Here is a 26176-nt window from a genome sequence, read left to right as displayed (position 1 = left end):
AAAAATATCAGGAGGTTTTATTTATGAAATATGGTGTTGCAATTTTCCCTTCAAAAAAACTTCAAGATTTAGCTAACTCCTATCGCAAACGGTATGATACGAAATATGCTTTCATACCACCGCATCTGACGCTTAAACCAACGTTCGAAGCGACGGATATGGAAATTTCAACAATCGCCGATCAATTAAAAGAGATTGCTCGTAAGTGCAGGCCTTTTACGATAAGCGTTACGAAAACGAAGTCTTTCCAACCTGTAAGCAATACCATTTATTTCAAAGTGGAATTATCCGAAGGGCTTCAAGAGCTGCATGATGCACTTAACAATGAGGACTTCATGAAAAGTGAAAGTGAACATGCATTTGTCCCGCATATTACCATCGCTCAAGATTTATCCGATAATGAGCACTCTGATGTTTTAGGCCAATTAAGCATGCTTGACATCAGCCATGAAGAAGAGGTGAAACGAGTTCACTTGCTGTATCAACTTGAAGATGGGGCATGGACCGTTTATGAAACATTTAGATTAGGAGCTGAATGATTTCGTGTTTGTAAAAATCGCAGAAAACAGCCAAGAGCTTGAAAATGCTTATATGATCAGAAAAAAAGTGTTCGTCCAAGAACAAAACGTCCCTCTTGAAGAAGAGATCGATGAATATGAACAAGAGTCTACACATTTCGTTTTATATGATGATCAGCATCAGCCAATCGGTGCCGGCCGTTTCAGGGTCATCGACAACATCGGTAAAGTCCAGCGCATTTGTGTACTATCATCTGGCCGTAAGAATGGTGCCGGTGCCATGATCATGAATGCTATTGAGGAATACGCCATCCAGCAGGAAGTACCTCAATTGAAGCTTGATTCCCAGGTCCATGCCATCCCTTTTTATTCGAAATTAGGGTATGAGGTCATTTCCGACGAATTCATGGATGCCGGCATTCCTCATAAAACGATGAAGAAAACCGTTTTATAATATACAAAAGCTGTCCTTTCAGTTCTCTGATTGGACAGCTTTTTTTGTTCGTTCATGAACTTAAATTATCGTTTAATAAAAAAAACCATTTCCGTTCAATGGCAATCTCAGCAAAAATACATAGTCTATATATAGAAAGCAAGAAGGAGGGAAAATTTTATGGGTAACAATGATTTTAACCTGGAGGAGTCTCAAAAAAGACTGATGGAACTGCTGGTTTCGAGGACTATGAGAAAACATGGTTTCAAAAAGGAAAAAGTCGATCTGACTGAAAGAGAGAAAAACAACCTTAAAGAAACCATTCGCCATTTACAAGAGCAATCACAAAAAATCATAAACCAAGAAAAGAACATCACTGAACATGATGTTAATCCAGTTACAAATTCCATTCACAACAAATTCACGGATTCCAAAGATAAATGACACACCATATCACCTAATCAAACCTTACTTGCTGGCGAGAATTAAGTAAACCGAGTCATAGCAGCACTTACATTTCATTCCTAAAGCTCCAGCTTCTTTATTATTCATCCCCACACACTAATACTTTCTCTAAGTATTAAAAAATAGACGAATTAACTGATTTATTCGTCCAACCCGATTACCCATCAAAGCATATTTTAATAGGGAATAAAACCTAAGGAGGAAAAAACAACATGAACCAAAATGTATATCGTAGCAACTGTAACACACATGAAGACTCTGAAAGATCATGGTCGGCTCTAGATTCCGCTTCCAGACATCCCCTGTCAGGGTTCTGTAACGACGATGACACACGCATTGACCAAGAGGCAAGACAGGATAATAATCAAGTTCAGCTTTCTGAAGAACTTATTTACATTAAAGATTCTTGTAATGTAAATGTCACTTCAACGGATGTTAAAGCGGCCCTTTCTCTTCAAGCTGCTCTACAAGCTGCAATTGCGGTCATCGTAAGCATTTCAATCGCAGATTCTGATAATGCTGAAAAGATCACTCAAGAATTAATCCAATCTTCTAATGTTAAACAAATCACGCGCCAAAAAACAATTGTTGAAAACAGCCGTGATATCGACATTACAACAACTGATGCACAAATCGCTCTAAACATCCAATTATTATTGCAACTATTGTTAGCTCTAATCGTAGAAATTGACATTCTCTAAGGAATCAACACAAAAAGGACACTTCGCGTGTCCTCTTTTGTTTTTGGTGGCATATCTAGACAACTTCGTTGAAGAACCTTCCTTTCCCTGTCATTTCCGCCGTTATTTCTTCACTGACCCTCATGCCCATTTGATATTTATATGTGCCTGCCCCATATGTACTTTCCCGATTATTATCTTTAATTTGATGTAATCCTTCAAAGCTTCCCCTTTCACTTTTAAGCACCTGATCGAAACGGACAGGTTGAATGGGTGTCGTCCCTTTAACAATTCTTACATTCTCTGCAGCTTCGATCGTCCGGTTGGCATATTGAATATAATCAAATTGTGTGACAGGTGCTATGTACCCCATAGTTTTCCCTCCTTATATTTACATAGTTGTATTGTCATTTAATTACCCGTCCGAAACAATATTTAAACACGATTTTCCGCATTCTTTTTTCCTAATCTTCTGGTATGATGAGTATTGCCGATATTTTTAATAGATTAGAGGTATCCATTTATATGAATCAAGCAAAATCTGGCACTGAAATCGTACATTTACATACCGTTTCAGCTGGTGAGCTGCAGACACTTTTTGAAAAAGGAAAACGTGATCAGCTTTCTTGTATCATTTGTCATAAACCAGTGAAATTATTTATTGGAATCCATGAAACGCCTTATTTTTATCATAGTGATCCATCGCAGGTACCCTGTGACTTGCCAATTTCAGAAACAATAAATGAGGAAAAGCCATTAGAATATATGGAACAGAATGGATTTAGGATTCCTACATCACGAACCATTACGGAAACAAAAACCATTACAGAACCTTTCCTTAAAAGCCGGCCCATAACCGGCAACCCGAAATATTCAGATAAACCATCCTGTCTGGCACAATCAGAGGAACCATACTTTCAAGAATTATCCTCATCAGGGGTTGTTCTCGATGCAGAGCAACTCAAGGCGGTAACGACAATCGATGGACCAATTCTTGTCCTATCCGGAGCAGGCAGCGGGAAAACCCGCGTATTGACGGTACGTACAGCCTACATGCTTACAGTGAAAAAGATTGATCCTAAAAGTATCATGCTTGTAACATTTACGGCGAAATCAGCAAAGGAAATGCAGCAGCGTCTGCTCGGTTATCCATATATGACTCCTTCCCTTGTTTCTCAAATCGTGAGCGGGACCTTTCATAGCATCTTTTATAAAATCCTCATTTTCCATGAACCAGCCAAATGGCAGCGTGATTTCCTATTGAAGTGGGAGTGGGAAAAAGAAAAGGTATTGAAACAGGCTGGCAGGGAATTGGAACTTGATGAAAAGGAATTTGCATATGATCAAGCCCTTCAACAAATTGGGCTTTGGAAAAACTCATTGGCTTTTCCAGAGGATATCCAACCTAAGGACGATTGGGAGAAATCGTGTTTATTTTTATATAAGAAATATGAAGAATATAAACAGCAAACAGGGAAGTATGATTTTGATGATATGCTTGTAGGCTGTTATGTATTTTTAAAAAACCACCCCGATTTTTTAAAGAAATATCAGCAAAGGTTTAATTATTTTTTGGTAGATGAGTTTCAGGATATCAATAAAGTTCAATATGAATTGATAAAACTCCTCTCTGCTGAATCAAAAAATGTATGTGCAGTTGGCGATGATGATCAATCGATCTATTCATTCCGGGGAAGCGATCCGAAGTATATTTTGAATTTCAATCATGATTTCCCTCGTTCCCAAGTTGTGAAGCTGACGGAGAATTACCGATCTTCCCATGAAATTGTCGCTACAGCGAACCGATTGATCAAGCGCAACCAGAACCGGATGGAGAAAAAGATGAGGGCACAGCATGATTCAGGAAATCCCCCTGTTTTATTTTATCCTTATGATGAGGAATTGGAAGCAACGATGATCGTATCCGATATCCAAGAGAAAATATCCAAGGGAGCAAACCCTGGGGATTTTGCGGTATTGTACAGGACACACACGATGTCCAGGGCCATTTTTGAACGGCTGGCCGCTTCCAACCTGCCATTCGTCATTGAAAAGGATGCGGATTCGTTTTATCAGCGCAAGGTCATTCGCGGCATGCTTGCCTTTATGCGTTTGAGTTTGTTCCCGCATGACAGCAAGGCAGCAGCTGATGTCCTTTCCTCCTTATTCTTAAAGCAAAGTATATTACAGGAATTAAAAGCAATGACAATATTGCAGGATTGTGATTTTATTGATGCATTTGCTTTTGTTAAGACAGGACATGCTTTTCAGGAACGAAGATTAAAAACGATTCCAGGACAGATCCGCTCTTTAAAAATAATGTCGCCTCTCGTAGCTTTAGAAATCATCGAAAAAGATTTAGGATACCAGGAATATGTAAAAAAACGCGGAAATGATGCGAACCTGGAAAAAGGGTCCGATGACATCCGTGACTTAAAGGTTGCGGCAAATCGTTTTCCCACCGTCGCCGCTTTCCTAGAACATGTAGATCATATGACTGCGATGATCCAAGAGATCAAACAGCTATCGAAACATTTTAAGGATGCCATACAGCTTACCACCATACACCGTTCCAAAGGGCTTGAATACCCAACCGTTTATGTCCTTGCTGCTGTTGATGGCAGCATCCCTCATGATTTCGCACTTGAATCTTACCGAAAAGGGGAACTAACCCCTCTTGAAGAGGAAAGACGATTGCTCTATGTAGCGGCAACCAGGGCCAAAAAGGATCTTTACCTTTCCATCCTGCAAACTAGACGCGGACGGACCGCCCATCCATCACGTTTCTTGAAGCTTTGACCAAAGCTGATGCTAACCATATATGGAATTGGATGGATAAAACAAAATAGGGTTCGGAATGGCCTCATCCCGAATCACTTAAAAATTTATGGAATGAAATCAAGCTTCAACTTTTTTTAAATAAAAAAACTGCAGACAAACCCGCTTTCCTCGAGTTTGTCTGCAGTCTGAAGGCCTGCATGATAGCAGGCCTTTTTTCACTTTTTATTTATCATATTGGATATCGTCCCGAAATCGAGTTTATTCCCTTCAGCTACGATGGAATGAACGATTTTATCTTCCGTTTCTTTATTGACCGGTTTATTCGCGATTTTTGAAACGCGCTTAATGACATTTCTAACAGTCGTTTCATCTTTGAAATTGGCTCCTTGGAGCGAGTTTGCCAATTCTAATACATCTTTCATATTTACGCCGGTTTTACCTTCTATGTTTTTAAAAAAGTTATTATCCATACCTAAGCCCCTCCCTTTTCTGTACCTATCCTATGGCATTATCAGAAAAATGGTGCTAGGCCCATACAAATAAAAAAAAAATGGAATAGGCTTCTTCTGCCTATTCCATTTTCCTTAGCAGAAAGAAGCCCCTACAATGATCAATAGGATAAACAATACAACGATTATCGCGAAAGTGGAACCGCCGCCACCGTATCCTCCGCCGTATCCATAACCGCTGCCGCCACAACAACCGTAGCCACCATAACCAAACATACATATCACCTCGCTCTCGCTAAAGCTTACTGATAACATATGTAGGTCTGGACAAATATGTATAGGCCATGTCCTAGTCCAGGCTGCCTATTTCCGCTTTTTTCATCCTTTTGGCCTGAAAACCAAAGCTCCGATGAAGCCAAAGACGATTGCTGCAGAGATACCGGAACTTGTAATTTCAAACATGCCTGTCAGTACGCCGACGAGACCATGTTTTTCCGATTCCATCATCGCCCCGTTCACCAGCGAGTTCCCGAACGAAACGATCGGTATGGTTGCTCCGGCACCGGCAAAGTCAACAAGCGGCTCATATAAATCAAATCCGCCTAGAACAGCTCCTATTACAACGAATAAGCTTAACGTATGCGCCGGTGTCAGCTTAGCAACATCGAAAAGTAGCTGGCCGACTACACAGATCAAGCCACCGATGACAAACGCCCAAAAAAACATTGCTAACATCGAAATCTCTCCTTTTTCATGAATTCATCCCATATTCAATGGCTACAGCATGGGCAATGCACGGAATCGTATCTTTTTGCTGGACGGAAAGTGGTGACAATAATGCTCCTGTTGCGACCAGCAGGATTTTTTTATATTTGCCGGAAATCATTTCATTCAGTATATGACCGTATAATACCACTGCCGAACATCCCGCACCGCTCCCGCCAGCCAAAACAGGCTGGTCCTTTTTGAAAATCATCAATCCGCAATCCTTGAATTTTTCCTGATTGATGTCACAGCCCTTTTGCTTTAATAAGTCAAGAGCTGTCTCATTCCCTATTTGACCTAAATCACCCGTTATGATGAAATCATAATCATCCGGGGTCAAACCAGTATCTTTGAAATGGGCAAGTATCGTATCGACTGCCGCCGGGGCCATCGCTCCCCCCATATTGAAGGGATCTTTCAATCCCATATCAATGACCTTACCGATAGTGGCGGAGACAATATGAGGAAATTCCCCCTGCTTGCTTCCATCAGGAGCAACAAGCGCCACTCCCGCTCCCGTTATCGTCCATTGAGCTGTAGGTGGTTTTTGCCCGCCATATTCAGTTGGATAGCGAAATTGTTTTTCAACAGCTGCATTGTGGCTCGAGGCGCCTGTCAACACATAATCAGCCCCGCCATAATTAGTGATGAACGCAGCTAGAGCAAGCCCTTCCATCGATGTGGAACAGGCTCCAAACAAGCCGAAATATGGAATTCCATTGGTTCTGGCTGCAAAGCTTGTAGGTGTAATCTGATTGATTAAATCACCCGCCAAGAAAAATTGCACCTGCTCCTTGTCGATCTTACCTTTTTCCAATGCAAGCTCAACCGCTTTTTCCATCAAATGCCGATGAGCTTTTTCATATGAATCCTGCTCCATCCACAAATCGTCGTATAGAATATCGAAATCACCAGCGATTTCTCCATTAGCTTCAAATGGCCCGCCTGTTACCCCCGTTTCCAAGATGACCGGTTTATTTGTGAAGATCCATGTTTGTTTTCCCTTTAACACCGCTTAGCCCCCAATCATTAGGTAAATCGTTTTTATCAACGCCACGACAAAGGCTGAAAATACTCCAAATAAAATGACCGATCCGGCCAATTTAAACATATTGGATCCAACTCCAAGTACAAAACCTTCCGTCCGATGTTCGATGGCCGCCGAAATTACTGCGTTACCGAACCCAGTGACAGGGACGGCACTTCCTGCCCCAGCAAACTGGCCAATGCGATCGTAAAATCCGAAACCGGTCATCAAAAGAGCCAGGAACACCATGGTAGCAGTGGTCGGGCCTCCGGCTGTCTGTTCCGTAAAGTTGAAAAAATAAATATAGAAGTAGGAAATGGCTTGTCCCACTATGCAGAAAATGCCACCTACTAAAAAGGCCTTCAAACAATTCTTCACTATCGGTCTTTTAATTTCATGCTTCCCTTGGAGTTCCTGATACGCATCCTGCTGTGGGGTCGTTTTCTCCTTGCCGCTCATAGTGCTGAACCTCTCTTCTAAATTAATTCTTTTTGAAGTTCTTCAATTTCCTTGAACTTCTTCCTTGCCTTTTTCTCGGGTACATCTTTTTCCTTAAGTAACTCGTTCAATCTTACCGATTCCAAAAAGATTTTATAATCGCTAGATACGATAAAATCATTTTTGGGAAACTTCTCTTCCAGATGTTTAGTCACAGTCTTTTCAATTTTCTTCATATGAAAACGTTGTAAGTGCTTAACTTTATAAGCGACGATAATCTTTTTGTCGTTTTTCACGACGATCACGTCATAGATGGTGTCTTCATTAGCAACTGTTTCCTTGACCTTTGAGATCAGTCCTTTTTCATCCTTCTCATCCATCCCATTAATGATATCCATCGGTTCAGGATTCGTACGTTTTATCATTGCTAAATTCTCCGTTTTTCCATCATTCTTATTGCTGCATGCAGTAAGCACACACAAAACAACTATAAAAACCAGAAAGCTGGCCTTAAAATACCTTCCTTGTCTGAACATAGAATCACATCCTAATTTATCGTTCTCTTTTTATTTTCTTATTTAACTGTTTTTTTATGAATGGTAGGATTAGGAAATAAAAAAACCTTTCCGAATGGAAAGGTTTTTTTTTACTCAATATCCTTTATTTTTATTGTTATTATTACAGCCACAGTCTTTCTTGATTTTGACCGGTTGATCTTTTTTGATCGGTTTGGCATAAGCCCATGGATTTTGATTCTGATTCAATTTATGACTCCTCCTTTAACATCTATACCATACTATATGAACGAAGAGACAAGTTGTTTCCAATCAAATGTCCATAATTTTGCTGATTATGACTTCAATAATCGCTCCTACTGCTGCTACGGCAAGGATTAATATCAGTACGTCACCTATAAACCAATGTTGGATATAAATAAAAACCAGAAAAAGGCTGACCCAGACACCCACGCACCAAAAACAGCTTAGCAATTGGCCAAACAAGCCAAGCAGGCCCTTTTCCTTGGGAATTAAAAATATTTCCACTTCTCCTGCTTCATTTTTTTCCTCTATCTCTTTAAAAAAGGGGCGGCGCAACGGCTCCATAATTTTATCGAAGACGATCAAACGTGTCAGCCTGAAGGAAGCCAAGCCTAATATGATAAATAAAGTAAATTCACTTTGTGGGGGAAACATTTAATATTGCTCCTTCACTTGGATTTTTCAATTATTTTGGCATCGATAATATCAGGCAGACCGACGAAACGGATTTGGTTCCCTCTTTTAATCTTCACTGATTCCCCCTTCATTCCCAACACATGAAATTGAAGCGTTTCTCCGTTAATAACAGCCTCACATAGTGGCTTTGGAAAACCTTGATGATTGGATAGGCGGGAAATGATGTCCCGGGAAGAATCTTTCTTCTCCACCTTTTTCCTTTTTCTCTTAACTGGCTTTTCATTTTCCTGTATTATTTGTTCAGGATGTTTCATTTCTTCAACCGGCTTTTGCTCAGGGACATATTGTTCGGTGATTTTCCTTAAACCCGTAATCTCCTTTTCAATTTCCTTCATGGCATCATAAACACCAAATTCGCGTTTGACCTGTTCGATTTTTTCTTCTTTATTCTCGTCTTCTTCCTGAAGTTCCGGCTCAACGCTGTCTTGAGGTTTAGCTTTTTTCGTTCGAAAATCACTTTGCATATTCCCACGCAGATCTGATATTTTTGCTTGATCGACATATATAAGTGGTTTCGATTCTTTATCGTCATTTTTCCCTGACATGAAAACCCTCCTTAATATTTCAGAATATCCACGGACTGCAGCTGTTCCATTTGGTATTGGACAACTTTTTTCCCGAATTTATGCCTTATGAACAAACTGGATTCTTTTTTTTGTTCCAATTTCCCGAATAGTGTACGGTCATTGATGATGAACTTACAAACAGGCTTAGGTGCAAAGGCTGGAAGTCGGGACAATAGCTCCACCAATTCCTCGGGGGTATATGAAGTGCTGATATTTTTTTCATGTAAATTGATATGTCTCTTCAGCGTATTTTGTATGGTTTGTTTTCCATCAGCACGAGGCAGACCAACTTTCTTCACGTCCATGATGCCCCTCCTTCTTTTTCACGAATTGGGTTGAAAGCAGGTTTATGCTGATTCACGCAAACAATGAATATCCGCTCTATGTATCATTTATATGAAATTCACCCTTCTTTATGCTGGAGATGTGACACTCCCCAAAAAAAGGACACTAACCAAGCTTAAGGATGTTGGGGATTAGCTGAGAAAACTAAAACATTCGAAGATGAAAAAATCGGAAAGATTTCAATTGAGGATGCAGTCACTAAAAATACCTGCAGAGTGGAGAATCAACAAAAAAAGGGGACCGATATCGGCCCCCCTCCTATATTGTCATCCAATTATATGATAACCCGAATCCACATGGATATTTTCCCCGGTAATCCCGCGGGACATGTCACTTAATAAAAATACTGCCGTATCCCCTACTTCTTCAGGAGTCGTTGTACGACGAAGCGGTGCTTCTTCCTCAATCTTCTTTAAAATTGTATTGAAGTCACGAACACCTTTAGCGGATAAGGTACGGATAGGTCCAGCTGAAATTGCATTCACTCGAATGTTATCTTTGCCAAGATCACTTGACAGGTAACGGACATTGGCTTCAAGTGAGGCCTTGGCCACTCCCATTACATTATAATTAGGCATGACCCGTTCACCGCCAAGATACGTCATTGTGACAATGCTGCCACCTTCCGACATGATTTCCTTCGCCGCTTTAGCTACAGCGGTTAAAGAAAATGAACTGATATTATGGGCAAGCAAAAACCCTTCACGGCTCGTGTTGACGAACTCCCCGTCCAACTCTTCCTTGTTAGCGAATGCGACACTGTGTACCACGCCATGAATGATACCTGTTTCTTCCTTAATCGCCGCAAAACATTTTTCAATGCTTTCATCCTTCGTTACATCACATTGTAAAATGATGGAGGGCTCCCCTTCCAATGTAGAAGATAGTTCCCTAACGCTTTTTTCCGTACGGTCTTTTCCGTAAGTGAAGATCAGCTTTGCACCTGCTTTATGTAAGGAACGGGCAACTCCCCATGCAATACTTCTTTTATTCGCAACACCCATTAAGACAAACGTTTTTCCTTCTAATGAAAAAGTCATCGTATGTGACCTCCTATTTTTAATACAAGTTATTAGTACCTGCTACTAATGACAGTATATCAAATTTCCTTTGATAAAAACACCGTTTTCTGAAGCCACTAGGGAATAACACTTCAAAAAAAGCCTTCTTTAGCTTATAGTAAATAACCCATGAATAATGTAGCTAATCCGAAGTAAATCAGGATACTGATAATGTCATTGATGGTTGTGATGAATGGTCCGGAAGCTACTGCCGGGTCGATCTTCATTTTATGCATGAGGAGCGGTACAAGCGATCCCGCGAGTGTGGCGACTATCAATGTAATGAAAATAGATATGCCGACCAATAAACCGAGCATTAAATCCCCCTGCCAAATATATACGATTAAACTGATGGCTATTCCACATGTCAGGCCGGTGATGAGGCCTGTCCCAGCCTCTCGCAAAACTAGCTTCCACTTGCTATCCTGCTCCAAGTCCCCTGTTGCAATTCCCCGTACTGCAACAGCCAATGCTTGAGTTCCTGTGTTGCCAGCCATTCCGCCTATCAATGGAATAAATACAGCAAGAATCGCTTTTTGGCTAAGTGTCTCCTCAAAACGGCCAATCAGGCTGGCGGTCAATAAACCTAAAAACAAAAGGATGATCAACCAAGGCAGCCGTTTCTTGGCAGCAGAAAAGGGACTCTTATCAACATTGTCCAAATTTGATACACCCGCCAATTTGGAATAATCATCAGATGCCTCTTCATCCATGACATCAATGATATCATCAACGGTTATAATCCCTAACAAATGATTTTGGAAATCGACGACAGGCACGGCAAGGAAGTTATAGTCCCTTATTTTTCGTGCCACCTCTTCCTGGTCTTCAGATACAGGTACGGAAACTACCCTGTCATCCATTAAATCACCGATTAAAGCATCTTCATCAGCTATGATCAATGTCCTGAGCGATAATACACCAAGCAGCTTCTTATCCTGATCGGTAACGAACACATAATATATCGTTTCCGCTTCCGGAGCTTCCCTTTTTAAGATCTGCATGGCTGATCGAGCCGTTTCGTTTGCTTCAATGGCAATGAACTCTGTCGTCATGATGCTTCCTGCCGTAGATTCCTCATAGTTCAGAAGCTCCTGGATTTCACTTGCCGCTTCATCATCCATGATGGTCAAATAGCTGACGGCCTGCTCATCGTTGATTTCATTCAGGACGTCAGCCGCATCATCCGCATACATATTGGAAAGCATATCGGCTGCATAAGAGGGATTCATTTCAGCCAGCAGGCTTTCGTAATCCTCTTCATCTATTTCTATATTTTCAAAAAGGTCCGCCATTTCTTCCGGTGACAAATATGTGTAAACGACGGATCTGATTTCATCTGACAAGCTTGTATAAAATTGAGCCTGATCATATGGATGCATTTCAAGGAACTCCGTACGAAACTGATCCAAATTTTCCGTTTTAAGTGCTTCAAGCAAAAGCTCGTTATTCATTTGACTGCTCTCCCGCTCCCGGTCCTTCATCTCCTCCATAACCATACACCTCCTAAAACATATTTTTTCATTTCCTCGTTTATATTTTATTTTTTTAAATAATACTATACTAATACCATAACCATAGACAAAACAAACAAAGGATGTGTCAAATGAACATCGATATCATCGGGGACATTCATGGATGTTTCGCTGAATTCAGGCAGCTGACCGAAAAAATGGGCTATACGTGGGAGACTGGGTTTCCTATACATCCCTCTGGAAGGATTCTCGGCTTTGTAGGGGATTTAACCGATCGCGGCCCAAATTCCCTTCAAGTAATCGAGATTGTCCATGAATTAGTCATTAACCAAAATATAGCAAGGTATGCCCCAGGTAACCACTGCAATAAATTATATCGTTACTTTTCAGGAAATAAAGTTCAAATATCACACGGTTTAGAGACTACTGTAGCTGAATATGAATCACTGAACATCCGGGAGCAGAAGAAGATCCGAAAAAAATTCATGGATCTGTATGAACGATCCCCACTTTACCACCTGATTGATGAAGGGAGATTGATCATTGCCCATGCAGGAATTCGCAGTGACTATATTGGTCAATATAGCAGTAAAGTAAAAACCTTTGTCCTCTATGGTGATATCAATGGCTCCAAACATCCCGATGGGTCTCCCGTCAGGAAGGATTGGGCCCAAACATATAAAGGGGAAACATGGATCGTATATGGACATACACCAGTTCCTGAAGCTAGACGAGTCAATCATACATACAATATTGATACAGGCTGCGTCTTTGGTGGAAAACTGACCGCTGTCCGTTATCCCGAAATGGAGCTTCAAGAGGTGCCTTCAACCATGCCATATATTGCGGAAAAATTCAGGACATCTTTTGATTAACCAAAAAAACTCGCCATCTTGGTGAGTTTTTTTGCGTCTATGGATTTTTTCATAAGTTTGAATTCGTTACAATGCACCGGTTAAAAGGCTCAACTTCACTCGAGCAGACGGGCCATATCTTCTGGTAACCCTTCTTGAAACAACATCATCTTCTTGGAGAAAGGATGTAAAAATTTCAATTCAAAACAATGAAGGGCTTGGCGAGGGATTCCTTTCCTGTTACCACCATATAAATCATCACCAGCCAGCGGGTGACCTATATGCGCCATATGGACCCTGATTTGATGTGTACGCCCTGTTTGGAGTTCCAAATTAAGGAATGTATGGGATTCTGTGTGTGCCAATACCTTAAATAGGGTACTGGCATACCGGCCATCCTCCCTGACTTCCCGTTCAATGATGCTGGTCGATTTTCGTCCGATTGGCGCCACTATCTCTCCTACAGGACCTTCAACGATTCCTTCAGCTATGGCTTGATATCTTCGTTTAACCTGTCCTGATTTTTGCTGTTCACTCAAAAGGTGATGGATATGCCGGTGCTTGGCAATTAAAACCAGACCGGATGTGTCCCGATCAAGACGTGTAACTATATGGATCGTTGCCTGTATTCCCGTCTTCCTATAATAGCCCGCCAAGCCATTCGCCAAACTGCCGTGGGGATGCTCGCGGGAAGGAATGGTATTCATGGAAGGGGGCTTTGCCACAACCAATACAAACTCATCTTCATACCTGATATTCAGGGGGATGGGTTCCGGCAAAAGGCCTTCGCTTGCCTGCTCCGGCGGAAATATGACGGTGATGATGTCGCCTGTCTCTATCCGTTCCCTTACGGTTACTTCTTCGCCGTTCAACTGGATATATCCACCTTTAAACTTAATATCCGTTAATGCTCGTTTTGAAATATCGCATTTGTTGAGAAACTCTCGCAATAAAGAGCCAGAATCCTCTTCAAAAACCGACCAGGTCAAAGAAAAGTTTTGATTTGACATGAGGTGAGTCTATCTCCTTAATTAGCAATAAATGAATCATGCACTCTTTTCCAGAAAGGAAAAGGGCGGAATCTGGCAAATCGGATCTTCTCATCTGCCACTCGGCACTGTATTGACTTTACATTTTCCTGAAGCAAGGACAAATGGTCGACGGTAATTTGAAAATTGACCGCATTGACCGGCCTGAACATACAAGTATGATGTGCCGGCAGCAGAAGTGGGGATCCTACCGTCCTAAACACCCGGTTATTAATGGATGCCAATTCGGTAATCTGGATGGCATCGATTGATGGATGGACGATGGCCCCTCCAAGCGCCTTATTATACGCCGTGCTTCCAGATGGCGTCGCAATGCATAAACCATCTCCACGGAACGTCTCGAAATGCTGGCCGCGAATTTCAACGTCCATGACGAGCGTCCCTTCAACACTTTTGACTGTCGATTCATTCAAAGCCAAAAATCTGGCTTCCCGTCCACCATGCTGATAACGGACAATCGTTTCGAGCAGTGGATATTCCACAATTTGAAATGGTGTTTTTGCTAAAGCAATCACCAATTTTTCAATTTCATCAGGGGTCCAATCTGCATAAAAACCAAGATGTCCTGTATGTACACCAACAAAGGCGGTTTTATCCAATCGATTCTTATAACGGTGAAAAGCATATAATAAAGTGCCATCACCACCGACAGAAATGACAATATCCGGCTGATCTTCGTCATATTCCAAATGAAAGTCCTGAAGATACGTTCGCATCCTTTGCATTAAAGTATTCGATTTCGCATCTCCTTTTGACGTAATCGCAAATTTCATGTAATCCCACCTTCAATTTAGATTTCTTCTCGTTTACCCATTTATGCTTTCAAGAATCTTTCTTCCGGGAAAAAAGACGCTGTGCTTCCTGGATTTCCGTACGGATTTGCGACATCTCAGCATCAAGCAGGAAGGCAGCTTCAGCTGCACGTTTGAGTCGCAGTTGTATATCTTCCGGGAAAATGCCTTTATATTTATAATTTAAAGAATGTTCGATCGTCGCCCAAAAATTCATCGCAAGGGTCCTGATTTGAATTTCGGCAAGGATATTTTTTTCGCCATGGATCGTCTGGACCGGATAGCGGATTACAACATGATAAGAACGGTAGCCGCTTGCTTTTTTATGGGAAATATAATTTCTCTCCTCGACTATCTCGAAGTCATTGCGGCCTCGTAATAGTTCAACTACCTGTTCGATATCATCCACGAACTGGCACATCATCCGAAGCCCTGCAATATCCTGTATTTCCGTTCCCAATTTATCAATGGGAATATCCTTCAGGCTCGCCTTATCCAAAATGCTGACAATCGGCTTTACCCTGCCTGTTACAAATTCGATCGGTGAGTGAATATTCTCTCTCTCAAACTGTTTCCTTAATCCTTTAAGCTTAACCTTTAATTCTTCGACAGCCTGAGTATAAGGCGCCAAGAAATCGTCCCAACTCTCCATTGCCACACCACCTATATCTATCTAAAAAGCGCCTGTTCAACTCTGGTATGGGCAGAACGCTCTCCTAAATCCAGCAGTCACATGACCTTATGCCAATTCACCACTGGATCCTATTAAATCTTTCTAGCAAAAAGTATGTATTAAATTCCTATATATACGATATACCAATTTCTCATGCTCAACGTTTATATTTTATCATATCCTGCAATTGATTCCTAAATATTCAAGTACAATAGCAAAAAATTATTGCATTCAATTTGACAGCTCGAATGGTTCTTATATGATTAACCTAAGAATCAGCCAGAAAGGATGGAACACATGAACCAGCATATTGAAATTGAATTTAAAAACCTCTTAAGCGAAAAAGAATTTCATCAACTGATCGAACACTTTCATGTCGGGGCATCGAACTTTAAAACACAGAAAAATCATTACTTCGATACACTCGGATTCACTTTAAAAAATCAAGACTCTGCCCTTAGGATCCGCGAGAAAAACGGGCGTTACGAGCTGACTTTAAAACAGCCCGCTACAGAAGGATTATTGGAAACTAATCAAGATATCTCTGAAGAAACCGCATATGCGTTTCTGAATCATAACACATTCCCTGATGGCGAGATCCAACTTCTTATCCTTGAATGCGGAATTGATCCAAAAGACTTTACCTGCTTTGGGACATTAAAGACGGACCGTTTTGAATTTCCTTACAAAGAGGGCTTACTTGTTTTAGATCATAGTTCGTATTTGAATCAGGAAGACTTTGAGCTTGAATATGAAGTGACGGATGCAAACGCCGGGAAAAAAAATTTCCTGACCCTCCTTGAAACCCTTCAAATTCCAGTAAGGGAAACCGAAAATAAAGTGAAGAGGTTTTATCGCGCCAAATTCCAAAAATAATCCTGTTTGAACCCATTCGGAGGTGGAGAGTTGAAGATCCAAGATTTCAAAACGTTCATGGAATTGCAGGCAATCCAGCAATTCACAAATGGCAACAACACAAATGCAAATTCATCTCGATCCATTTTCCAGGACATGCTCTCGGAACTGGTTTCGGTTGATGCTCTTGAAGGCGCTTCACAGACATTGGGTTCCCTTTTATCACGCGTGGAAGCGGAAACGAAGTCCTTCCTTCAACCCGGCGGCATGACACCCATGAACATCAACCCGGTATCCATTGCCCCTGCTGACAATGAGAGCAGTGAAACAGCACCAAACTATGATCATATCATCAGCCAGGCGGCCAGCTTATATAATCTCCCGGAAAAACTGATTAAGTCCGTCATTAAACAAGAATCAAACTTTAACCCTGAAGCCACCAGTTATGCGGGTGCAACTGGCCTTATGCAGTTAATGCCAGCAACTGCAAAAAGCCTTGGGGTGGATGATGCAACCGATCCGCAACAAAACATCATGGGCGGGAGTAAATATTTAAGTGAAATGATGGCACGTTATGACGGGGACATCCAGATTGCCCTTGCTGCTTATAATGCAGGGCCTGGAAATGTAGATAAATATAACGGCATCCCTCCCTTTAAAGAAACTCAGAACTATGTTCAGAAAGTTTATGGCACATTTTCAAGCTAAAGCAAGCTGACCCTGTTTATTTGTGAAGGGTCAGTTTTTTCATGTCTATATTCTTTTTCCACGAATTGTTAACAAATCGTAAAGCTCCCCAAAACCTGTCATTTCCGGATCATTCGCATGTGTCATACTACAGATGTAAAATTTTCTTTAAGCTATATATTTGTTATATCATGACGTCATTGATAAAATATGAATAAATATCAACCATCTTTCTTTAAAAGGAGTAATCAACATGATGCAAGGGAACCCTACACCATATGAATTAATTGGAGAAGGGCAATTACACAAATTAATTGATGTGTTTTACTCCAACGTTAGTCAACACCCGGATCTGCAGCCAATATTCCCTGACGATTTAACAGAAACGGTCCGTAAACAAAAACAATTTATGACTCAATATTTAGGCGGTCCCTCTTTATATACAGAAGAGCATGGCCATCCTATGTTGCGGGCTCGACATATACCTTTCGAAATTACACCAGAACGTGCGAAAGCATGGCTCTCATGCATGTATCAAGCTATGGACGAAGTTGGCCTTGAGGGTGAGATTAGGGAGTTTTTCTATCACCGCCTCTATTTGACGGCGCAGCATATGATCAATACATCCGGAACTGACGGGAAAGGAGAAGGCAGTTGAGCGCACAAAAACCAGTTTTCAATATTTCCGATTGGATCAAGACGCAGCATTGCTATGATATAGGAAAAAAGCCAATTGAAATTTATGTTTTTGTTGATCCGCTTTGTCCCGAATGCTGGGGCTTAGAACCAATTATTAGGAAATTACAGATAGAATATGGCCAATTGTTCAGTTTACGCCATGTTTTAAGCGGTAAAATCGATTCTCTTAATATGGGGAAAAATAAAAATTATGAAAACATTGCTCAAGTTTGGGAAAAGACAGCCAGCCGCTCGGGAATGTCCTGCGACGGAAGCCTTTGGTCTGAAAACCCAATCTCTTCTCCATATACAGCTTCCATCGCAATAAAAGCAGCGGAATTGCAGGGCCGTAAATTGGCCATTCGCTTTTTAAGGCAGCTTCAAGAATATGTATTCATAGGAAAAAAGGATATATCCAATATCGAAGTCTTGACCGAATGTGCCAAGATGGTTGGACTGGATGTGGAAGAATTCCTTTATGACATCAATTCCTCCAGTGCAGCCAAAGGCTTTCAATGTGACATGAAAATCACGAGCGAAATGGAAGTGACTGAAATACCTTCCCTTGTCTTTTTCAATCAAAATATTGAAGAAGAGGGAATAAAGGTTTCAGGTGTCTATTCTTACGAGGTATATGTTCAAATTTTAGAAGATATGCTGAATGGTCTTCCAGCCCCTGCAACCCCCCCCTCTCTCGAAGAGTTTCTAAGCTGTTTCAAACTAGTGGCCACGAAGGAAATTGAAACCGTTTATAATATGAATAAGAATAATGTCGAGTTGGAAATGAAAAAGCTTGTTTTAAAACAGGTTGCAGAGAAGATACCTGCTAAATACGGAACGTTTTGGAGATATACAAAGAAGCAGTCATGAATTTGACTGCTTCTTTGTTATTTTAAAGGAAAAACCATGCAATCAAAAGATTGCATGGCTTTTTATAAGAAAATAAGGGGATGGGAGAAATTTTTCACGATCAAACAAAGGGGTATAAGTTTGTTTGTGATTCACTTCACAATAAATAATATAACAGATAACCCATTTGCGTTTCAACTATATGTGTAACTTTTCACAAATTGTTCACAATATATATTTTGGTCATTTTTTATTATCCATTCCGATATATAGCTAAATATAAACCCTTTTTATTTAAAGCTATAAGAGTTTTAGATATCCTCTTAATATCTGATTTAAAATGGAATAAATCTATTTGTGAAACGAATCACATTATCTTTTTTGTATTGCCTAAGCCTTTTTTAACTTCCGTTAAAGCCGATCATTTAATTCTTTTTACTTTTCATGCAAATGAAAAACCCCGGCAAACCGCTAAATTTGCTGGGGTTTTCATCTATTTATACGAATAAGGGGATGGGAGAAATTTCACGACGAACAAACAAAGGGGTATATGTTTGGGATGTGATAACTTCTATATCTGTACTATAGCAGATTACATACCTTAATTGCAAGAACTTTGTGCGCAACTTCACATTATTGTCATATTCTTAGAATACTGCTTATTCTAAAACATACTATCTAATAAAGAGCAGATGAGCTTTTTCTGCTACCAGGTTGGAGGTGACCAAATTGAAAGTCTTTATTCTTCTCATACTCTTGATAGGGTCGCTATTTGTCCAGCTACTCGGTATCATGAACCTCATTCCTCTGTATTTTACCTCCCCTATTTTATTTTTTGTTTTCTTTATAATTCTTCATAGCTTAAATCAGAGAAATCGTTTTAAAGGATTATGACGGACATCATATATGATGAAAAGGACCCGGCAGTGCTCGGGTCCCTTTTCACATCCTATTTATTCAAAAGCTCTTCCAACTCATTTAATTTTTCTTCGAATACATTCATGGCTTCTTGTACAGGCTCGGCTTTTGTCATATCGACACCAGCCTTTTTGAGTACTTCAATAGGATAATCGGAACTTCCTGACTTCAAGAACTCCAGATACCTTTTGACAGCAGGCTCTCCTTCTTCAAGAATTTGCTTGCTCAATGCTGTTGCTGCACTGATTCCAGTCGCATATTGATAAACATAGTAATTATAGTAGAAGTGTGGAATACGCGCCCATTCCAAACCGATTTCCTCATCGATGGTCACGTTCTCGCCAAAGTATTTCTTGTTCAGCTCATAATATTCCTTAGTAAGCATATCCGCTGTCAACGCTTCCCCATTTTGAGCCTTTAAATGTATGGTATGTTCAAACTCTGCAAACATCGTTTGCCGGAACAATGTGCCACGGAAACCTTCCAGGTAATGATTCAATAAATAAATGCGTTTCTTTTCATCTTCGATTGAATTCAGTAAATAATCATTCAACAGGTTTTCATTACAAGTCGATGCAACTTCCGCTACAAATATTGAATAATTTCCGTATGGATATGGCTGATATTTACGTGTATAGTAGCTATGGACCGAATGTCCAAACTCATGAACGAGCGTGAATAAGTTATTGACGTTATTTTGCCAGTTCATTAAAATATAAGGATTCGTCCCGTATGTACCAGAAGAATAGGCACCGCTTCGTTTCCCTTTGTTTTCATGCACATCGACCCACCGGTTTTCAAACCCCTCTTTCAAAACATTCAAATAATCCTCCCCAAGCGGAGCAAGTCCTTTAAGGACATAATCCTTGGCCTCGTCATAAGTCACTTCCATCTTCACTTCTTTAACAAGAGGAGTGAATAGATCATACATATGAAGTTCATCTAATTGCAGTACTTTTTTACGTAAGTCAAGATAACGGTGAAGTAAAGGCAAATTGTCATTGACCGTTTTAACGAGATTATCGTATACAGTCTCCGGAATGTTGTTATTACTTAATGCCGCTTGGCGTGCTGAATCATATTTTCGAACAGTGGCATTGAAGTTATGGTTTTTCACCTCACCAGACAGGGTTGAAGCAAATGTATTGCGGAACTCCCCATACTTGCTGTATACCCCCTTAAATGCCTCCTCACGTACACGGCGATCTTCACTCTCAAGAAAACTGATATATCTTCCGTGAGTTATTTCCACTTCATCTCCCTTTTCATCCTTGATGGTCGGGAATTTCAAATCGGCATTGTTAAGCATACCGAAAGTATTGCCCGATGCATCGAGTACTTCTGATGCCTGCGCCAATAATTCTTCCTGCTCTGCAGATAAGATATGTGGTCTCTGAAGATTGATTTCCTCTAAAGAATGCTTGTACAATTTCAATTCTTCTTTTTCTTCCAAAAACCCTTCCACTTTGCTTTCGTCAATACTCAATAGTTCAGGAACCATAAATGAAAACGCAGCCGCTGCCTGGGCATATAAAGCTTTTGCCCGATCCTCCATCCCTTGATAAAAAGGATTGGTTGTATCTTGATCATTGCGCATATGTGAATAAGAATAAACTTTCCCTAGCTTCTCGAATACTTCATCTTGGAGTTGAAGCGCCGCGAATAATTTCTCTGCGCTTTCACCCAACGTGCCTTTATGTGCCTCCGCCTTCTTGAGGTCTTCCTTTACCGCTTTGAAGGCAGCTTCCCAATCTTCCTCGGTTGCGAAGATATCTTCCAGTCTCCAAGTATCTTCAGGAGCTATTTCACTTCTTGAGGGTAATGTATTCGTTTTTGTTTCCTGTGCCATAAAAAAATTCCTCCTCATTCTATAGAAACTTGCCATTGGGCTTACTCGTAAACCGGATAGACGCCGCAATGCTTCATTCGGCGTTCATTCTTTTTAAAGCTTTTAATTCCCAGTTCTTATTACTATTTCTCCATTAACAAAAATAATCCTGCCATTTCATCTGAATTCAAGATAAATAGAGATGTTATCACTGATTATACTGGATATTCCCCTTTTCCATCATCAATTTATGCTTATCATAGAAATTTTTTTCCAAAATTTGAGCTTGATCACTGGTGAAGGGCAGGGTAAATTCCCTTTCAACTTTAAAAACCCCTTTTTCCAGCTTTGATAGATAACCCAATTGCTCCAAAATCATGATATATTGACCTACAGGATACTCGATTGGTTTTTCATGAAGCAATGGCAATGGTCTGAACTTTATTTCCCCTTTTTTTGAGCGCTTTCTAAAAATGCAGATAATATCAGCCATAGAAATCTTTTCCCCTGTTCGTTTCTCTTGAAACACATCCATGTATAACCATGCCTGCCATTCGATCGAGGCAGTTTCGATCAACAGCATCCCCCTGACGGGAACACCCACTTCAACGGGAAGTGTCGCTGGTGTAATATGATGTGAATAAAGCTCTTCGAAAAAAGGATCGCATCTGCGTGCTGTTTTCACTCGATGCAGGGACCAGCCATTTCGTTTATATCTCCACGCAGGCAGAAAAGGGAAAACAAAGCAATTTCGGGGCAATGCCCGATTTGGGGGAAGGAGCTTTAAAGAAGCTGTTGTCAATTCGGCTAAGACGGTTCTAGGGGTAAACGGAGTGAGGTTCTTCAATACTGATAAATGATCAGTTTCCGGACAATACATCCAAAGAAACGGATGATGGAAGCTGCCGGTGACGAAGAGCCATTGGAAGCGGGTTAAACTGAATTCATACAAACTTTTCCTTTTTAAGCGTTTTGCAGCGAGGATCCAGATTGGCTTGATGCCTATGCTTTGGTAGGCTCTTGTCCTTTCCATGAATTCCACCTCGGGGATAACTGAGCATTGAAATTCTATTGCATAGCGATTGCCTCCTATTACAGCTAAAATATCAGCCCTTTTCTTAATTTCAGGAAGGTAGGCTTCTAGATCCACTTGGTAACCATGTGATAATAACCACTGAAACAATTTTCTTTTTCCCATTAAATGATAGGCGGATTCCGGTTCTGAAGAAGCACGGCATGAAGAACTATTTTTATGTGCGAAATGAGGAATCCTGACGTTTCCCGCTTTGATGGTCATTTCCATCTTGCAGCATGGACAGTAATAATCTGCCGATTTTCTCCATTCATCAATCTCGTTTGCCGATATCTTTTCAGGGAGGGTAATCCAAGTTCCATCTTTCTTTATCGCGGTTAGCATACATCTCCTCCTCATCCACTACATTCGCCTGCTTCGCTTAGGATTCCTTTTAATCCGCAAAAAAAAAATGCCTCATCGGCATAAAGTAAAGTTGCTATCTAAAGAAGGGGTGAAAGCAATCGGCATGTGGACTCCAATACTTTCAAACCGAAATTCCGTTTGGAAAACGCATCAATCTCCACTTCTTGAGATACCTTTATATCTTCCAAAAAATCATTCACCAACTGCCGAGTACTTTCCGTCCTGTAGAGAAAAGCATTGACTTCGAAATTCAGGTGAAAGCTTCTCATATCCATATTGGTTGTCCCAATTGACGCCAGTTGGTCATCAACGATGATGATTTTACTATGCATGAAGCCTTCATTATATTGGAATATACGAACTCCGGAAGCGAGCAATTCGGGAAAATAAGTTCTCGAAGCATGAAATACGATACGTTTATCGGGGTTCTTCGGTACGAGCAGCCTGACATCCAAACCACTTAAGGCAGCTACCTTCAACGCTTGAAAGATATCGTCATCAGGAACGAAATACGGAGAGGCAATCCAGACTGACTTTTCTGCCGAAGCGATCATTTTAAAAAAAATGCTTTTAATGATCGTCCACTCACTATCCGGCCCGCCGCCAATCAATTGAACTCCGCCATGTCCATGATGGTTCGGCAGGCCAACCATGAGATATTCATCACTTAAAAAACTATTATTGGTGCTATAATACCAATCCTGCAGAAATATGAGCTGTAAAGTCCTGACCGCTTCCCCCTTTATGATAAGATGCGTATCCCGCCAAGAACCGAATTTCTGATCTTGTCCCAAATATTCATCCCCAATATTGAGGCCGCCGATGAATCCGACAGAGCCATCTATCACAATTATTTTACGATGGTTGCGAAAGTTGAATGTATTATTTAATAAAGGGAGATGCAACGGACCAAAAGCAACCATTTCAGCTCCCGCACTCCTCAGTTCATCGATATATGAACGAGCTAACTTCCAGGAACCAACCGCATCATAGAGAAATCTGACCTCTACCCCTTCTTTTACTTTCTGTATCAAGATGTCCTTTAGCAGACCGCCAATGCGGTCATCCCTAACAATATAATATTCCAAATGAATATGATGTGTGGCTTTTTTTAATTCTTCGATGATATTGGAAAATGTTGAATCACCATTCCTTAAAACCCGGGTTTCAGTCGTAAATGAAATAGGGCTATTACCCAGCCTATTTGCAAGAGTGATTAACTGCTGAGGGTTCTCGCCCATTTCCTTAATTCGGTCATTATACTCCGCCTCGCCGCCTATTTTAACGAAACTCTGTTTATCCAAAAAGTACTTCTTGCGAAATATCCTTTCTTTCCGAAAATGACGGCCAAACAAAAAGTAAAAAATGAAACCGATGAATGGGAAAGCGCAAAAAATAACCAGCCATGTTATGGTCTCGATGGGATCTCTGTTTTCCAGGAAAATGTTGAATCCAATTATCACCAAGAAAAGGGTCAATACAAGGCTGGAATAAAAAATCACCCTGCCATCGACACCATTTATTAGAAAATACCAAGAGCCGACCAACAAGAGAATTAGCAGACCGATGCCAACTATATTCTTCACCTAGACTACCTCCAATTAACAAACACAGGCACATGATAAAAACCTCCCTGCTGAGGTAAAACACTCATTCTTGGACGAAAAGGCCGATTTCTACTGAAATCGGCCTCAACAGTCTATGCGAAATATTTATCGACCGTTGTGAATACATCATTTTCGATAACTATCTTCCCGTACTCTTCAAGCATGTGCACCGTTATAGGTGACTCCTGACTATATTCCAATAAAAGACTTAGAACATTATCGATTTCTTCCTCATCAATTTCTGCCTCGGAAAATTCGATATAAAGATAATATTTATTCTGATAAACATAAAGTTTAGTCGTCCAGTCATCCAAGCCATGACGCTTGCTTAATGAAATGACATCTTCAAAATCCTCGAAAGTCGTGATGAATTCAATCATACCATCTTCGAATGTCATACCGCTTTCTTCATCTTTCCCATGAAAATGTTGATCAAGAAGCGTATCCATCTTGTCTGATACATTCAAATCCCTTAACTTATCATCTGAAAGAGGCAGCTCGAGTTTCTGACCATCTTTGGCAAGCTGGGCTTTTGTGACCAAAACTTCCAAGCCTTTTTCAAGGGCTTGAACTTGAATCCATAAAGGTCCTTCAATCATGAATTCTTCTTCTTGATGCACTTCATCCATCATTTCCCAAAAAAGTTCCTCACTTCGCTCACGGCTGTACCAAATTTCTTCGCGATCAAAGCCTCTTTCCTCAATATCTATATAGGAAATATAAAATTTAACTGTATCATCATTAATGCGTTCGATTTCCATGATTCCCCTCTCCCTTCCTATCTCATTTTGAAGGGATAATAACCCCCAAGCGAAAATTGCTCTTAAAAGCTCTTTACCCGTAAGTGAATACTGTAAATCATGATAGCCATTAAAACAGACTATTTTACATCATTTTATGACAAAACCTTGAAGAAGGGAAATAAAAAACATTACTTATCTAAAAAACAATTGTTTGCCTAATATTCCATTCATTCTATAAAAAAATTCATCCGCATGCAACTATCCTAATGCTTTCTTCAATTTTAAACTTCCTGCCATTTATGCCTTATTATATACACGGCATGATGGTGTGCATTCTTATTTTTTCTTTAAATGATGACCGGTTCAAGGAACATGCTGCAAATCCGAAACGTCTCCTGTCCCCTATGAATCCTGTTATGTTACCCGTCATTAAGTAAAAAAAATCAGCGGAAAATCGGTTATGTATAAAGAAAAAGCCCTGCACATTTCCTGGCAGAGCTTGAAAGACCTTATTAGTTGACCATACGTTGTGCTTCCCGTAACTGGAAGGTACGAACTTTACGTGGTAAAAAGCGTCTTATCTCATCTTCGTTATAACCAACTTGAAGCCGTTTCTCGTCAAGGATAATTGGACGTCTCAACAGACCTGGATTTTCCTTGATCAATTTATATAGTTCTTGAAGAGGCAGGCTCTCTAAATTTACGTTTAACTTTTGGAAAGTTTTTGACCGTGTTGAAATGATTTCATCGGTTCCATCTTCAGTCATTCGAAGAATTTCTTTAATTTCATCAATCGTTAACGGTTCTGAAAAAATGTTTCTTTCTTTATATCCAATCTCATGTTCCTCTAACCATGCTTTTGCTTTCCTGCATGAAGTACAACTAGGTGATGTATATAATGTTACCATGTTTACTCACACTCCCTAAATATAGAATCGGTGATCTATGAGGGGAAATCTACTATTAGT

At 40.5% G+C, this 26176-nt stretch carries 30 protein-coding genes; 10 read left to right on the top strand and 20 right to left on the bottom strand.

All coding sequences use genetic code 11. The features are described 5' to 3' along the window. Positions 1–23 precede the first annotated feature (23 nt). The 4 genes from LQ188_RS16100 to LQ188_RS16085 all read left to right on the top strand — a co-directional run bounded on the left by LQ188_RS16100 (position 24) and on the right by LQ188_RS16085 (position 2117). The gene (locus tag LQ188_RS16100) at positions 24–539 is read left to right on the top strand and encodes a YjcG family protein (protein ID WP_230177405.1); all 516 of its coding nucleotides are present in this window, start codon (positions 24–26) and stop codon (positions 537–539) included. Between the two features lie 4 nt (positions 540–543). Further along, on the top strand, positions 544–972 hold the full coding sequence (locus LQ188_RS16095; protein ID WP_230177404.1) for a GNAT family N-acetyltransferase: 429 nt from the start codon (positions 544–546) through the stop codon (positions 970–972). A 159-nt stretch (positions 973–1131) separates the two neighbouring features. Next, on the top strand, positions 1132–1395 hold the full coding sequence (locus tag LQ188_RS16090) for a hypothetical protein (protein ID WP_101224093.1): 264 nt from the start codon (positions 1132–1134) through the stop codon (positions 1393–1395). A gap of 233 nt (positions 1396–1628) precedes the next feature. After that, positions 1629–2117 carry a spore coat protein gene (locus LQ188_RS16085; RefSeq protein ID WP_101224094.1) on the top strand — a complete coding sequence of 163 codons (489 nt, stop codon included), beginning with the start codon at positions 1629–1631 and terminating at the stop codon, positions 2115–2117. 55 nt (positions 2118–2172) lie between these two features. Here LQ188_RS16085 and LQ188_RS16080 read toward each other — a convergent pair whose 3' ends face one another. Next, a complete protein-coding gene (locus LQ188_RS16080) occupies positions 2173–2469 on the bottom strand; it encodes a hypothetical protein (protein WP_101224095.1) in 297 nt (98 codons plus the stop codon). 152 nt (positions 2470–2621) lie between these two features. Here LQ188_RS16080 and LQ188_RS16075 point away from each other — a divergent pair, with 152 nt between their 5' ends. After that, entirely contained in the window at positions 2622–4895 is a 2274-nt protein-coding gene (locus LQ188_RS16075) for an ATP-dependent helicase (RefSeq protein ID WP_101224096.1), read from the top strand. 197 nt (positions 4896–5092) lie between these two features. Here the strand turns inward: LQ188_RS16075 and LQ188_RS16070 are convergent, their stop codons facing one another. The 11 genes from LQ188_RS16070 to mgtE form a co-directional block, all read right to left on the bottom strand. Further along, complete coding sequence (locus LQ188_RS16070) at positions 5093–5347, bottom strand: stage VI sporulation protein F (protein ID WP_034314458.1); 255 nt, start codon at positions 5345–5347, stop codon at positions 5093–5095. Positions 5348–5461: 114 nt separating this feature from the next. Next, on the bottom strand, positions 5462–5602 hold the full coding sequence (locus LQ188_RS16065) for a YjcZ family sporulation protein (RefSeq protein WP_101224097.1): 141 nt from the start codon (positions 5600–5602) through the stop codon (positions 5462–5464). A gap of 102 nt (positions 5603–5704) precedes the next feature. Beyond that, positions 5705–6061 (bottom strand): stage V sporulation protein AE, encoded by a 357-nt coding sequence (spoVAE, locus tag LQ188_RS16060; RefSeq protein WP_063577046.1) that lies wholly within the window; start codon positions 6059–6061, stop codon positions 5705–5707. A gap of 16 nt (positions 6062–6077) precedes the next feature. Continuing rightward, positions 6078–7103 carry a stage V sporulation protein AD gene (gene spoVAD / locus LQ188_RS16055; RefSeq protein WP_230177402.1) on the bottom strand — a complete coding sequence of 342 codons (1026 nt, stop codon included), beginning with the start codon at positions 7101–7103 and terminating at the stop codon, positions 6078–6080. A gap of 3 nt (positions 7104–7106) precedes the next feature. Next, positions 7107–7577 (bottom strand): stage V sporulation protein AC, encoded by a 471-nt coding sequence (gene spoVAC, locus LQ188_RS16050; RefSeq protein WP_230177400.1) that lies wholly within the window; start codon positions 7575–7577, stop codon positions 7107–7109. A gap of 17 nt (positions 7578–7594) precedes the next feature. Then, positions 7595–8032, bottom strand: coding sequence for a YhcN/YlaJ family sporulation lipoprotein (locus LQ188_RS16045; RefSeq protein ID WP_363320595.1), 438 nt, complete (start codon positions 8030–8032; stop codon positions 7595–7597). A 351-nt stretch (positions 8033–8383) separates the two neighbouring features. Further along, positions 8384–8749: a DUF1360 domain-containing protein gene (locus tag LQ188_RS16040; protein WP_101224099.1), complete on the bottom strand. Its 366-nt coding sequence runs from the start codon at positions 8747–8749 to the stop codon at positions 8384–8386. Positions 8750–8763: 14 nt separating this feature from the next. Continuing rightward, positions 8764–9336, bottom strand: coding sequence for a hypothetical protein (locus LQ188_RS16035; protein WP_101224100.1), 573 nt, complete (start codon positions 9334–9336; stop codon positions 8764–8766). A gap of 11 nt (positions 9337–9347) precedes the next feature. Continuing rightward, complete coding sequence (locus LQ188_RS16030) at positions 9348–9662, bottom strand: hypothetical protein (RefSeq protein WP_101224101.1); 315 nt, start codon at positions 9660–9662, stop codon at positions 9348–9350. 306 nt (positions 9663–9968) lie between these two features. Further along, complete coding sequence (gene fabI, locus LQ188_RS16025; protein WP_101224102.1) at positions 9969–10742, bottom strand: enoyl-ACP reductase FabI; 774 nt, start codon at positions 10740–10742, stop codon at positions 9969–9971. A gap of 134 nt (positions 10743–10876) precedes the next feature. After that, positions 10877–12247, bottom strand: coding sequence for a magnesium transporter (gene mgtE / locus LQ188_RS16020; protein WP_230177446.1), 1371 nt, complete (start codon positions 12245–12247; stop codon positions 10877–10879). A gap of 122 nt (positions 12248–12369) precedes the next feature. Here mgtE and prpE point away from each other — a divergent pair, with 122 nt between their 5' ends. After that, positions 12370–13113, top strand: a complete 744-nt coding sequence (gene prpE, locus LQ188_RS16015; RefSeq protein WP_230177397.1) for a bis(5'-nucleosyl)-tetraphosphatase PrpE — start codon at positions 12370–12372, stop codon at positions 13111–13113. A 95-nt stretch (positions 13114–13208) separates the two neighbouring features. Here the strand turns inward: prpE and LQ188_RS16010 are convergent, their stop codons facing one another. From LQ188_RS16010 to LQ188_RS16000, 3 genes are read right to left on the bottom strand one after another with little or no spacing between them, the layout of a single operon-like run. Then, on the bottom strand, positions 13209–14102 hold the full coding sequence (locus tag LQ188_RS16010) for an RluA family pseudouridine synthase (RefSeq protein ID WP_230177396.1): 894 nt from the start codon (positions 14100–14102) through the stop codon (positions 13209–13211). 17 nt (positions 14103–14119) lie between these two features. Beyond that, the gene (locus LQ188_RS16005) at positions 14120–14914 is read right to left on the bottom strand and encodes an NAD kinase (protein WP_053534153.1); all 795 of its coding nucleotides are present in this window, start codon (positions 14912–14914) and stop codon (positions 14120–14122) included. A gap of 49 nt (positions 14915–14963) precedes the next feature. Continuing rightward, complete coding sequence (locus LQ188_RS16000; protein WP_034314484.1) at positions 14964–15584, bottom strand: GTP pyrophosphokinase family protein; 621 nt, start codon at positions 15582–15584, stop codon at positions 14964–14966. Positions 15585–15902: 318 nt separating this feature from the next. Here LQ188_RS16000 and LQ188_RS15995 point away from each other — a divergent pair, with 318 nt between their 5' ends. From LQ188_RS15995 to LQ188_RS15980, 4 genes are all read left to right on the top strand, one after another. Beyond that, positions 15903–16481: a CYTH domain-containing protein gene (locus LQ188_RS15995; RefSeq protein WP_101224105.1), complete on the top strand. Its 579-nt coding sequence runs from the start codon at positions 15903–15905 to the stop codon at positions 16479–16481. Between the two features lie 30 nt (positions 16482–16511). Beyond that, positions 16512–17168, top strand: coding sequence for a lytic transglycosylase domain-containing protein (locus tag LQ188_RS15990; RefSeq protein WP_230177395.1), 657 nt, complete (start codon positions 16512–16514; stop codon positions 17166–17168). A gap of 232 nt (positions 17169–17400) precedes the next feature. Beyond that, a complete protein-coding gene (locus LQ188_RS15985) occupies positions 17401–17805 on the top strand; it encodes a globin (RefSeq protein WP_048686552.1) in 405 nt (134 codons plus the stop codon). A gap of 23 nt (positions 17806–17828) precedes the next feature. Then, positions 17829–18695 (top strand): ClpXP adapter SpxH family protein, encoded by an 867-nt coding sequence (locus LQ188_RS15980; RefSeq protein ID WP_230177445.1) that lies wholly within the window; start codon positions 17829–17831, stop codon positions 18693–18695. Positions 18696–19623: 928 nt separating this feature from the next. Here LQ188_RS15980 and pepF read toward each other — a convergent pair. The 5 genes from pepF to spxA form a co-directional block, all read right to left on the bottom strand. After that, entirely contained in the window at positions 19624–21441 is a 1818-nt protein-coding gene (gene pepF, locus LQ188_RS15975; protein ID WP_101224107.1) for an oligoendopeptidase F, read from the bottom strand. A 187-nt stretch (positions 21442–21628) separates the two neighbouring features. Then, a complete protein-coding gene (locus LQ188_RS15970; RefSeq protein ID WP_230177394.1) occupies positions 21629–22837 on the bottom strand; it encodes a competence protein CoiA family protein in 1209 nt (402 codons plus the stop codon). Between the two features lie 98 nt (positions 22838–22935). Then, positions 22936–24444: a cardiolipin synthase gene (gene cls, locus LQ188_RS15965; RefSeq protein ID WP_230177393.1), complete on the bottom strand. Its 1509-nt coding sequence runs from the start codon at positions 24442–24444 to the stop codon at positions 22936–22938. 113 nt (positions 24445–24557) lie between these two features. Next, positions 24558–25226, bottom strand: a complete 669-nt coding sequence (gene mecA, locus LQ188_RS15960) for an adaptor protein MecA (protein ID WP_034314498.1) — start codon at positions 25224–25226, stop codon at positions 24558–24560. 494 nt (positions 25227–25720) lie between these two features. Continuing rightward, positions 25721–26116, bottom strand: coding sequence for a transcriptional regulator SpxA (spxA, locus tag LQ188_RS15955; protein ID WP_034314502.1), 396 nt, complete (start codon positions 26114–26116; stop codon positions 25721–25723). Between the last annotated feature and the right edge of the window lie 60 nt (positions 26117–26176).

The sequence above is a fragment of the Peribacillus sp. Bi134 genome, assembly GCF_918698065.1.
Classification (GTDB): Bacteria; Bacillota; Bacilli; order Bacillales; family DSM-1321; genus Peribacillus.
This window is presented reverse-complemented; position numbering and strand designations above follow the sequence as displayed.